General features: G+C 63.2%; 8 protein-coding genes. 7 read left to right on the plus strand and 1 reads right to left on the minus strand.

Annotated features, from left to right (window positions below):
• Positions 1 to 58: 58 nt before the first annotated feature.
• Genes GEMMAAP_RS06065 through GEMMAAP_RS06075 form a run of 3 tightly spaced genes read left to right on the plus strand, consistent with a single transcriptional unit; the run spans position 59 to position 4167 of the window.
• Positions 59 to 670 carry an acyltransferase gene (locus GEMMAAP_RS06065; protein WP_026850249.1) on the plus strand — a complete coding sequence of 204 codons (612 nt, stop codon included), beginning with the start codon at positions 59 to 61 and terminating at the stop codon, positions 668 to 670.
• Positions 670 to 2742 (plus strand): phenylacetic acid degradation bifunctional protein PaaZ, encoded by a 2073-nt coding sequence (gene paaZ, locus GEMMAAP_RS06070; RefSeq protein WP_043581325.1) that lies wholly within the window; start codon positions 670 to 672, stop codon positions 2740 to 2742. The genes GEMMAAP_RS06065 and paaZ overlap by 1 nt, the downstream gene beginning before the upstream one ends.
• A 15-nt stretch (positions 2743 to 2757) precedes the next feature.
• A complete protein-coding gene (locus GEMMAAP_RS06075; RefSeq protein WP_026850251.1) occupies positions 2758 to 4167 on the plus strand; it encodes an MATE family efflux transporter in 1410 nt (469 codons plus the stop codon).
• 56 nt (positions 4168 to 4223) lie between these two features.
• On the opposite strand, the gene GEMMAAP_RS06080 is transcribed toward GEMMAAP_RS06075, so the two are convergent.
• A complete protein-coding gene (locus tag GEMMAAP_RS06080; RefSeq protein ID WP_026850252.1) occupies positions 4224 to 5009 on the minus strand; it encodes a TonB-dependent receptor in 786 nt (261 codons plus the stop codon).
• A 239-nt stretch (positions 5010 to 5248) separates the two neighbouring features.
• Between GEMMAAP_RS06080 and GEMMAAP_RS06085 the strand changes: the two genes are divergently transcribed.
• From GEMMAAP_RS06085 to GEMMAAP_RS06100, 4 genes are all read left to right on the plus strand, one after another.
• Positions 5249 to 8317 (plus strand): SusC/RagA family TonB-linked outer membrane protein, encoded by a 3069-nt coding sequence (locus tag GEMMAAP_RS06085; protein ID WP_158514752.1) that lies wholly within the window; start codon positions 5249 to 5251, stop codon positions 8315 to 8317.
• Between the two features lie 14 nt (positions 8318 to 8331).
• Complete coding sequence (locus GEMMAAP_RS06090) at positions 8332 to 9918, plus strand: hypothetical protein (RefSeq protein ID WP_026850254.1); 1587 nt, start codon at positions 8332 to 8334, stop codon at positions 9916 to 9918.
• Between the two features lie 345 nt (positions 9919 to 10263).
• The gene (locus GEMMAAP_RS06095) at positions 10264 to 11037 is read left to right on the plus strand and encodes a hypothetical protein (protein ID WP_026850255.1); all 774 of its coding nucleotides are present in this window, start codon (positions 10264 to 10266) and stop codon (positions 11035 to 11037) included.
• A gap of 50 nt (positions 11038 to 11087) precedes the next feature.
• On the plus strand, positions 11088 to 12104 hold the full coding sequence (locus GEMMAAP_RS06100; protein WP_026850256.1) for a hypothetical protein: 1017 nt from the start codon (positions 11088 to 11090) through the stop codon (positions 12102 to 12104).
• Positions 12105 to 12137 lie beyond the last annotated feature (33 nt).

The raw sequence follows: 12137 nt of genomic DNA on the forward strand, positions 1-12137 counted from the left end.
ACGCTCTCACTTCCCTGTCCCACCTCGAAAGCCGGATACCTCAAGCGATCGCCGCACAATGATCTACGCCTTCGACGACTTCATCCCCGTCGTGCATGAGACGGCGTTTGTGCATCCTCAGGCTGCGGTAACGGGCAACGTGGTCATTGGGCGCGACGTGTATGTGGGGCCCGGTGCGGCCATTCGTGGCGACTGGGGCGGCATCGTGATCGAAGACGGCTGCAACGTGCAGGAGAACTGCACCATTCACATGTTCCCCGGCGTGGTCGTGACCCTCGAAACGGGGGCGCACATCGGCCACGGGGCCATTGTGCATGGCGCGCACATTGGCGCCAACACCTTGGTGGGAATGAACGCCGTCATCATGGATAACGTGGTGGTGGGCAGTGGCTGCATTGTGGGCGCGCTCTGCTTCGTGCCCACGGACATGATCATTCCCGATCGCAAGGTAGTGGTGGGTAACCCCGCAAAGATCGTGAAAGATGTGAGCGACGAGATGCTGGCCTGGAAGTCCGATGGCACGGCGCTGTACCAGCAATTGCCCGCCGCCATGCGCGCATCATGGCGCCCGGTGGAACCGTTGCGTGACATACCGGCCGATCGCCCGACGCAGTCGGCCATGTTGAAGAATTGGAAGGATACCCAGCGTACCCGCACGGAGACCCGTTGATGTTGCTGCTTCAGAACTTTGCCCTCGGTGAGTGGGCGGAAGGGCTTGGCCCCAAAACCGATCTCATTCACGCCGTGACCGGCGAGAAAATCGGCGAAACGTCCAGCCACGGCCTCGATTTCAAGGCCATGCTGCAGTACGCGCGCCGAGTCGGTGGTCCGTCGCTTCGCGCGTACACGTTTCACCAGCGTGCCCTGATCCTCAAGCGCATCGCCATTGCGCTCATGGAACGCAAGGAGGAGTTCTACCCGCTGTCGTACATGACGGGTGCCACGCGTGCCGATTCGTGGGTGGATATCGAAGGCGGTATTGCCACGTTCTTTGCGTACGCCAGCCGTGGCCGCCGGGAGTTCACCAATGAGCGTTTCCATGTGGAAGGCCCCACGGAGCCGCTGTCGAAGAACGGCACGTTTGTGGGTCGGCATATCCTGGTGCCCATGGAAGGGGCGGCGGTGCACATCAACGCCTTCAACTTCCCGGTGTGGGGCATGCTGGAAAAGCTGGCCCCGGCGCTGCTGGCGGGTGTGCCGTGCATTGTGAAGCCCAGCACCACGGGCAGTCATCTGACCCACGCGGTGTTCAAGGCCATCCTCGAAACCGGCGAACTCCCCAAGGGCGCATTGCAGCTGATCTGCGGTGAAGCGCGCACGCTGCTGGAGCACGTGGAAGAACAGGACATCGTGGCCTTCACCGGATCGGCGGCCACAGGGCAGAAGCTCAAGTCGTCCCCCAGCATCATGCAGCACTCGGTGCGCTTCAACATGGAAGCGGACTCCCTCAATTGCTCCATCCTTGGCCCGGACGCGGTACCGGGGACCGAAGAGTTCGATCTCTTCATCAAGGAAGTCACGCGCGAGATGACCACCAAGGCGGGGCAGAAGTGCACGGCCATTCGTCGGACCATTGTCCCGGCCGGACTCGAGGAGGCGGTCATTGAGGCGCTGTCCAAGCGGCTGGCGAGCACCAGCATTGGTGACCCTACCGTTGAGGGAGTGCGTATGGGGCCGCTGGCGTCGCGTGGACAGCGAACGTCGGTGGCGTCGAGTGCCGAAGCCATTCGTGCCGCCGCCGAACGCGTGTACGGCGGCGGAGACTTTGCGGTGGTAGGTGCCGATCGGGAGAAGGGAGCGTTTTTTGCGCCCGAACTGCTGTACTGCGCCGACCCGCTTACGCGCCTGGAGCCGCACGACATTGAAGCGTTCGGGCCGGTCAATACCATCATGCCGTACCGGGACCTGTCGGAGGCGGTGCAACTCGCCCGCATGGGACGGGGATCACTGGTGGGGTCGCTTATCACGCACGATCCCAAGGTGGCACAGGAGGTCATCCTCGGCGCCGCCTGCTACCACGGGCGCATGCTGGTCCTCGACCGCACAAGCGCCAAGGAAAGCACCGGTCATGGGTCGCCGCTCCCCAATCTCGTGCACGGCGGTCCCGGTCGGGCTGGCGGCGGAGAGGAAATGGGTGGTGCGCGTGGGGTCACGCACTACTTGCAGCGGGTGGCATTGCAGGGGAGCCCCAGCATGATCACCGCGATTACTCGCGAGTGGACCAAGGGCGCCGAGGAGCACACGGATCCTGTGCATCCCTTCCGCAAAACGTTTGATGAACTGGCGGTGGGCGATACGCTCATCACCAAGTCGCGTACGATCACGCTGGATGACGTGGAAGCGTTTGCCAAACTCAGTGGCGATACGTTTTACGCCCACATGAACGACGAAGAGGCTCGCAGCAACGGCGTGTTCGAGGGGCGCGTCGCCCACGGGTATTTCATTGTCTCAGCGGCCGCCGGTCTGTTCGTCGATCCCGATCTCGGGCCTGTCCTCGCCAATTACGGCCTCGAGAAGCTGCGCTTCACCAAACCGGTGTACCCCGGCGATACCATCCATGTGCGGCTGACGGTGAAGCAGAAGACCGCCAAGGACACGCCGGAAGGGACCATTCCTCAGGGTGTGGTGGAGTGGGATGTGGAGGTCATGAACCAGCTCAATGAGGCGGTGGCCGTCTACTCCATTCTCACGTTGGTCCGGCGCAGCCTCACGGCCGCGCCAATCGCCCCACAGGCTGCCTGAGTACCCTTACGTCACGTGGCCACGCCCTCCGCACCAACCAGCCGCAAGATTGACCGGTCCATTGTCGAAGGGCCGGTTGGCCCCGCGGTCTGGAAGGTGGCGTGGCCTACCGTGTTGCAGAACGTCATCAGCGGTCTGCAGGGAATGATCGACCACGCGCTCGTGGGAAACTTCGTGGGCTTCGCTGGCAACGCGGCCATTGGGGTGGGGTTCCAGATCTTTCTGGTCGTGATGGTGTTCATCTCGTCGCTCTTCAGCGGCATGGGTGTGCTGGTGGCACGGTTCGCCGGGGCCGGCGATGAGGCGGGCGTCAACAAGGCGGCTTCACAGGCATTTCTGCTGGCGCTCATGTTGTCGGTGGGGGTCCTCGCCCCGGTGGGCTACGTCTTGTCACCCACCCTGCTGGGGATGGTGAACGCCTCGGCGGCCGTGCAGGCCGAAGCGTTGCCGTATCTGCGCATCATGTTCGTGTTTGGTTTCGGCCTGATGATGTTCTTCATGCTGGGCGGCGCACTGCGCAGTGCCGGCGATGCCAAGACGCCGCTGCGATTGGGCGTTGCACTGACGATTGGCAACATCGTGTTCAACGTGTTGCTCATTCGTGGCTACGGCCCGTTCCCGGAAATGGGCACGGCCGGCGCGGCCGCCGGCATGATGATCTCCAGTGCGCTGGTGTCGGTCTACGCCATCTGGAAGCTGTTCAGTGGGGCGTGGGTCATCGACTTCCGGGGCATGTCGTGGAAGCCCGACTGGGAAATCATTCGCGCACTGTTCCGCTTTGGCTTGCCCACCGGCGTGCAGGGCATTGCGATGAACATTGCCGGCGTGCTGCTGCTCCGCTTCATTGGTTCAACCGCGCAGAGTGCCGAAGCGCAGGCGGCCTATGCCGTGGGATACACCGAGCTGTTTTCGTTGGTGACCTGGACATCCGTCGGACTGATGGGCGCAGCCGCCACGGTCGCCGGCCAGAACCTCGGGGCAGGGTTCCCCGATCGCAGCCGCGATGCCGTACGTATTGCGGCACGCTTCGGCCTCGGGATCGCCATTGTGGTAGGGGCACTGTTCATCACCATCCCCGATGTGCTGTTGGGACTCTTCGGGATGACCGAACCGGGGGTGCTGCGCATTGGGCGCGAGCTGTTGCTGTTCCTCAGTCTCTCCGGCTTGTTCATCACGGTGGCACTCACCTTTACGGGGGGGCTGCAAGGCACCGGCGATACGCGGAGTCCGCTGTACATCACGCTCGTGTCGCAGTTTGCCCTGCCAATTGGCTTTCTCACCTTCATGCAAAGCACGCAGCAACTGCAAACGTGGCACGTCTGGAGTGCCATCCTCATGGGTCACGCCATGCGGTGCCTGTTAAGTGTGTGGCGCTTTGAGCAGGGGAAGTGGCGAAAGATCGAGCTGGGACTGCAGCGGCGCTGAGGCCTGCGCCACACGTCGTCCCGCGATTGTGGCGCTATGACACGATGTCCGGCGGATTATTTCCGCCGCGGCTCCCGACCGGCGGTGGTCCAAATCACGATCACGCCGCACCCTGAATTCCGTCCGGCAAATTCGCCGGGGACATCGGTCACGCCCGTGTAGACTTCCAGCGCCTGAATGTCGCGCACGGGAATGAGTGGCCCAAAGGTGTTGTCGATCCGTTCATCCACCACGTATTCCGGGGGACAGCCAAGAGGCGCGCGGGCCATCTGGGCGCGACAGACGCCTCCCGTACAGTTGAATTTCACGCCGCGCATGTTCCGCATCGCGTCCTGCAGCGTGTAGATGTTCAGCTCTTCCATTTCAGCGCGGGTCATGTACTGCCCGCGCCCGGTGGCCCGTCGTCGCTCAAAGTCGGTGAACCGTCGCCCCAGCGCCGGATCGGCGGTCACCGGGACCTTGGGGAGCAGCTGGGCTCGGCCGGTATCGGTGCTTGCCGCCACCGCGGCCGGTGTCCCCGGCGCGGGCACCGGCTCAATCTCGAGGTCGCGCTCCATGCGCTCCTTGGCGGCGAACGCGAGGGTAACGCTGCCGCGGGAGTACCCGGGGGCGCTGACAAGGAACCGGTGGATCCCCACCTTCAGCCCCTCAAGCCGGTAGCGACCAAGGGAGTCGGTGCGGGCGCTGGCCCCAGTGGTGGTGACGGCAATGGTGGCGTCGGCTACGGGGCCACCGGTGGCCGCATCGAGGATTCGACCGCTCAGCGTTGCCGACGACTGGGCCGCCAACGGCGCACCCCACAACGCAACCAGTACGCCGAAAATGGGACGAACCGTTCGCATTGTATCGAAGAATTGTCTCAGCACTGGAGGGTTCCGGCTGGCTGTTGAGAGGAGGTTCCCAAGAATTGGACTCGACGACGACTTACGTGAGGAATCTGTTACGAAACCGACATGAAGTGATTGCAAACTGGCGCGAAATGCCGCACTTTGGGCCCGGTCGGCGCGACGGGTCGTCAAGCCGCATTACACCGGGACGAACAATTCGTCCCAACGAGCCAGGAGCATGAATGTTTCACCAGATGCGTCGGTTGGTCGCCGTCGCTGCGCTGGCCGTGATTCCCGCTGCGGGACTCTCGGCCCAACAAAACGCGACCGTGACCGGTCGGGTCAGCACGAACGGAGCTCCCCTTGGCGGTGCGCAGGTCGGCATCGTGGAGTTGGGCGTCGGGAGTGTCACGGATGCGCAGGGTCGTTTCACCTTCACAGTGGACCCTGCGCGCGCGGGAGGCAAGCAGGTCACGGTACTTGCCCGCACCATCGGGTATCGCCCCGTCAAGCATATCATCACGCTGACGGCTGGCCGGATTGAGCAGAACTTCAGCCTCGAGAAGGACGTTCTGAATCTCGAAGCCGTCGTGACCACCGGCGTGTCGGATGCAACGTCGCAGAAGAAGACCACCTTCTCGGTGGCGGCCGTGGACAATGCGCAGATCAAGGAAGCGCCCGCGTCGTCCCCGCTCGGTGCCCTCAGCGGTCGCGTGGCCGGCGCCAGCGTGACGGCCGTGAACGGTGAGCCCGGTTCGGCCCCCCGAATTCGCCTGCGTGGCCCCACGTCGCTGACCGGGTCGCAGGATCCGCTCATCATCGTGGACGGCACCATTTCCCGTATCTCGCTCGCCGACATCAATGCGCAGGACATCGAGCGCATCGAAGTCATCAAGGGCGCTGCGGCCAGCTCGCTGTATGGCTCCGACGCCGCCAACGGTGTGGTGCAGATCTTCACCAAGCGTGGCGCCAACCTTGCGGCCGGGTCCACGCAGATCACGGTGCGCAACGAGTTCGGCTCCAACGACCTGCGCAAGTCCATCCCGAACAACTTCTCGCACCCCTACAAGGTAACCGCGAACGGCGACTTCCTGCGCGATGGCAACGGCAATCGCGTGCAGGAAGACGACCGCATTTCGGATAATTCCTACCGGGAAACGTTCGACCAGTTGGGCGAGGTGTTCCGTTCCGGCCAGTTCATGACCAACTACATCTCGGTTGGTCAGCGCAACGCGAACTCGAACTTCAACGCGTCGTTCGAAAACTCCAAGGATCAGGGCATCGCGAACATTCTGAGCGGTTACAACCGTCAGAATTTCCGCCTGAACCTGGACATGGAGCTGCACCCCAAGCTCGACTTCCAGACGGGCGCGTTCTACGGCCAGTCCAAGGCCGACCAGGCCGATGACAGCTCAGGCGATGCCTGGTTCGGGCTGCGCTTCCTGGAGCCGAACATCAACCTGAACGGCACCAATCCGGATGGCACGGAGTATCTGGCGGCCATTCGTCAGTCGCCGGCGTCGGGCAACGTGAGCAACCCGTTGTATCGCTGGAACACGATCAAGAATTCCGCTGATCGGGCGCGCTTCACGGGGCTCATCAAGGTGCGCTACCGTCCCACCAACTGGTTGACGGCGGAAGCGAACAGCAATTTCGACCGTGGCTCTCGGACCTTCCGTTCGTTCGTGCCGCTGGGCTACATCGGCTCCACCGGTACGGTGAGCAAGGGCAGCATCTCCAACAACGAGACGCTTACCCGCGCCTACAATCTGGGCGGTACGCTGACGGCCACGAAGAGCACGTCGTGGTTTACCAACACCACGAAGCTGGCCTGGGTGTACGAAGACCAGATGAATACGCAGACCTCGGTGGCGGCCACGGCTCTTACGGTACCCCGCGTCACGGAGTTCTCGGCGGCCTCGCGCGATCCCGAAAACCCGGTCATCCCGGGCTCGTTCTCGCAGCCTATTCGCAACCAGAACTTCTTCGCGATCACCACATTCGATATCAAGGACAAGTACATCATTGACGGTCTGATCCGTCAGGACCAGTCGTCGCTCTTTGGTAACGACCAACGCTCCAAGACGTTCAAGCGCCTCTCCGGCGCCTGGCGCGTCAGCGAAGACATCACGCTTCCGGGCGTGGACGAATTCAAGCTGCGGGCGTCGTACGGCGAAGCGGGGCTCCGCCCGGTGTTCGACGCGCAGTACGAGCAGTTTGCCATTCAGGGCGGCAGCCCGGTCAAGATCACCCTGGGCAATCCCAATCTTCGCCCGGCGTTCTCCCGCGAAATTGAAGGTGGTTTCAACCTCAATTTCCTGAAGAACTTCAGCTTCGAGTACAGCTACTCCAGCAAGATCACGGACGACCAGATTCTGAACGTGCCGGTGTCGTCGGCGACCGGTTTCCGGAACCAGTGGATCAATGCCGGCTCGCTGGAAGGCAAGACGCACGAAGTGTTGCTGGGAGCCGTCCTGGCCTCCAAGAAGGACTTCCTGTGGCGGGTCAACGTGGCCGGTGATCGCACGCGCCAGAAGGTGCGCAGCCTCGCTGTGCCGCCGTTCCTGGTGGGTCCCGTGGCCAACACCACGATCTTCCGTCTCGCGCCGGGCCAGCCGTTCGGCATTGTGTACGGCAGCTCCTGGGTGCAGTCGGCCTCGCAGCTCGAGTCCATGGTTGCCGCGAAGCGCCTGAGCGGCACCGCCGCCGACTACGTGCTGAACGAAGAAGGCTACTACGTCTCCAAGACGGCGTGGCGGACCATCAACGAGCGCCCCATCAAGTTCCTTGATGCCGACGGCAACTCGCTGCGTCAGATTGCCGACGTGAACCCCGACTTCAACCTCAACTTCAATACCCAGCTCAACTGGAAGAAGTTTGCGGTGACGGCCGTGGTGAACTGGGTGCAGGGTGGCCAGATCTACAACTATACGCGTCAGTGGCCGTTCTTCGACCAGCGTGACCCGGCGTTCGACCAGCGTGGCAAGCCGGAAGTGGAGAAGAAGCCCACCACGTACTACGCCACGTTCTACAACAACTTCGACGCGAACTCGTACTTCGTGGAAGACGGTTCCTACGTGCGTCTGCGTGAACTGGCCGTGAACTACGAAATCCCGTCGGCGATCACCAAGCGGTTCGGTATGAGCGATGGCCGTACCGCGCGCCTCGGCGTGGTTGGACGGAACCTCTTTACCAGCACCAAGTACAGCGGTTACGATCCCGATGTGTCCGGTGGCGGCAGCAATCCGTTTGCCTACCGCGTGGACTACTTCACGTATCCGATCTTCAAGACGTTCACGTTCATGCTGGAGCTCGGTCTGTGAGCCCCCTCAATCCGATGTTCTCATTCAAGTTCCGCGGGGCCGTCGGCCTCGCGATGGGCGCCATGCTCCTCGCCGGGTGCAATTCGCTCGACGTGGAGAATCCGAACGCGCCGGACGCCAACCGCGCGCTCGCTGATCCCAATGCCATTGAGGCGGTGGCTGGCGGGACCATGCGTTCCTGGTACAACACCTGGGAAGGCATGGAGGGCGGCGGCCCGCTCAGCACCATGGCGCAGGCCTATTCGGCGTCGTGGAACAACTTCAACATGAACTTCTACAGCTCGATCGATGGCGATGGTACGCGCAACACGCGCGCCTACCAGAACGATCTGGCATCGGCTGGCCGCACCACCATGATCGCCTACTGGGAAGGGTATTACTCGACCCTGTCGTCGGCGGTGGATGTACTTACGGCCATCCGCAAGAACAACCTCGTCATCAGCAACGCGTCCAATACCAAGCGTGCCGAGACCGTGGCGCAGCTGATGCACGGTGCCGCCCTCATGGGCATCGCGCTTAACTACGACAAGGGCTACGTCATCGACGAAACGTCCGACCTCGCGCTGCTGGAATACAAGACGCGCAAGGAAGTCCGTGATGCGGCCGTTGCCTCGTTGGAGAAGGCGGCCACGCTGGCCGCGGCCAATACGTTCACCACGCCCTCGGGATGGACGAACGGAACGGCCTACACCAACGTGCAGATCGCGCAGATTGCCCGCACGATGGCGGCCATGACGCTCGCCTACTATCCGCGCACGGCGACCGAAAACGACGCCGTGGATTGGGCGAAGGTCTCCACGTTGGCGGCCGGGGGTATCTCCTCCACCGGTGCCGGCTTTGACTTCAACTTCAGCGGCGACGGCTGCAACTCGTGGTGCCACGAGATCCTGTACTGGTTCAATGCCTTCGACGGCGGGCGCGTCAGCACCCGCGTTGCGGCGCTCATGGACCCGGCCACGCAGCGGCACCCGTACCCGGCTGGCGGCAACCCGGCGCCAAACTCGCCGGACAAGCGGCTTGGCGACGGGTCGTTCGGGCCGGATGATGAAGACTTCGCCGGCTACTTTGGGACCAATCCCAAGACGGCGCGCGCTGGCACGGACTTCGTGTACTCGCGTGAAGAAATCTTCCGTCCGGATCGCGGCATGTACCACCAGTCGAACCTTGGTCACATTCGCTACGATCGTTCCGGCGAACAGTCACCGCAGGCGATCTACGGTGGGTTCGGTGCGGCGCCGGTCATCTCCAAGCACCAAAACGATCTGATCTGGGCGGAAGCCGAGCTGCGTCGTTCGGGCGGAAACCTCGCCACGGCCGCGTCGCTCATCAACAAGACTCGCGTCGATCGTGGTGGCCTCTCGGCCGCGACGGCTGGCGAGGGCGCTCCCGCGCTCATCACCAAGCTCATTTACGAGCAGGAAGTGGAACTCCTGGGCTTGGGTCCGTCACCGTTCTACCAGCGCCGTCGTGTTGCCGGTGGCCTGTTGGCCGGCACCCCACGCGAAATGCCGGTGCCTGCCAAGGAACTCGGCGTGAAGGGCGATGCCTTCTACACCTTCGGTGGCTCGGGTAACCCGGCCAACAGCCCGACTCCGCCGTGATGCGGTAACGGCTGGCTGAAGAACATCCAGCAGGCAGGAAACCGGAGGCCGGGCGTTTGCCCGGCCTCCGTGTCGTTGGGGGCTACCCTTCGCCGCCAGCTAATGACTTTTGTGGCCGACATCATTTTCTTTGTGCGTATGAGATGTCTACGAGCTGCGTGGGTTGCCGGAATCAGCCTGCTGGCCTGTTCCCCGGAAGGAAAGTCGTCAACGCCTGCGACGATCGCGACGCCGGTACGCCTGCGGAATGTCCCAGCTCAACTGGCGATCTCGCTCGACAGCGGAGCAACGGTGCAATACGGCCGAGTCGCTGGCGATTCCGGTGCTCGGCTGGTAATTCGGCCAATGATGGATTCCGCGGCCGACTATCGGCTGTGCGGTGTGGTGGCTGGCGCCTCCCGGATACCACCAACCCTGCTGGCGCGCTGGCCGGTAGATACGAATGCCCCGGTATTGGCGTGGCGAGCGTTGGCTACGCCGTACGTACAGGGGGTGCGATTCCTCATGCCCGGCCAAGCGGCGTATTACTACTTTGAGGGGGTCACCCGTGAAGGTACACGCCGCGTAAGCCTGCGCTGGCCCGTGACGGCCGATCCCGCCAATCCCGTGCCGGTTGGCGCCCCCGACTCGCTGCTGGAATCGCTGCTGTCTCCGCATCCGCGCGCGGTGGACTCCGTGGTGGCCGCATTGACCGTCGGCGACAGCTCGATGGCACAATTCCCCACGCAAAGTGCCAACCGTCCGGTGCAACGCGAGCATGCGGTGCTGCTACTGCGCGATTTGCCGCTGTACGAAGTCGCTCTGTCTCCGGCTTGCCCTACGGCAACCGTGGCCGTGCCGGTGCTGGCTCGAACTGATGTGATGGTGCGCATCCCCACCATCCCGGGCGACGTGGTTCGTGCGCAGGCCGTAGTCACTGACGGCACGGTGCGCATTGGATTTGATGAAGCGCCGCCGCGAGAGGAACTCCGCGAGCGGGCCTCCATGCCGGAGGCGGTGATCGAAGCGGGGGCGATGCCTCGCGTGACGCTGCGGGTTCGGGTGCAGGTGGTGCCTCGGGCCCAGAGTAGCCAACAGGTCGTGTACCTCACGGTACAGAAGTCACGGCCCGCTCCATGACGCCGCGTCCCCCCGGCCATTCTGCACGACACGAACATTTTTCTGACCGCATGCTGACCGCTGGTGCTATTTTCATCCGCCCTGTATCGGCGGCGTCACGTGCCGCGACCTGGTTTGCCTTCTCGGCCACGTTGCTTGCCTGCGGCAAGGCAGTTCCCTCAGGGGACCGTACGGATTCCGGTGAAACGTCCCGTACGGCCTCGTTGCAACTGTTGCAGCCTCCAGCGTCATTGCCGCTCACCCTGCAAACGGCCAACGGCGCGCAACGCGGGGTGGTGCCCCCCGCAGGCGACGAGCGTTTCCGCACCGCCCTGCGGACAGACGACGAGGCCACTGCTCGCCTCTGCGGCGTTTTGGTCGGTCGGAGTCGGTTCAGCGAAGTCTTGCCGTTCGGTTGGCCCGTGGATTCTCTGATGCCGCAGTTGGCGCCAAAAATTCTGACGGGCGCCGATGTGTACGGACTGCGCGTGCTGGTCCCGGGAAAGGAGGCGTCCTACCGATTTGAAGGATTCACGAGGGACGGCGCTACACGCGTGAGCCTGCGATGGCCCGTGCGTTCGGAGCGGAGCGTGCCTGCTACTGCCTCTGATCCGGAAATTGAAGCCGTGATCCAACCGTCGCCCGCGTCACTTGATTCGCTGGTGATGGCCTTGCGGTATGCCGATACCACCGCGCGCCCCCCGGGAAATGTCCCGGCCACGACCGTGTCCGCCCCCGACATCGCCCGCGCGGTACGTCTCGTTCGGGATGTGCCCTACTTCCCCATTGGTTTCTCAGCGCCGTGTCGGGACGCGCATTTTTTTCTGACGGTCGGGGCCGGTATCGACAAGGTGATTCGGGTATTGGTCAAGAAAGACGAGCGCATCACGGCCACCGTTGCTTCGTCCACCGGCAAGATCGCCGTATCCGTGGTGGCCGGACCCGGTGATGCCCCACTGGCCGCATCAGCCACGGCAACCGCGACCGCCGATGGTTACGTGGTCGTGCGCGTACGCTATACCACGACCGCGCCCGGCGATCCCATCCAGCAGACGATCCTTTTGCGCGTCATGTCCGAACAGCGCTGATCACCCTTTCGTGGAGTTGAGCATGTTGTCTGC

The sequence above is a fragment of the Gemmatimonas phototrophica genome (assembly GCF_000695095.2).
Taxonomy (GTDB): Bacteria; Gemmatimonadota; Gemmatimonadetes; order Gemmatimonadales; family Gemmatimonadaceae; genus Gemmatimonas; species Gemmatimonas phototrophica.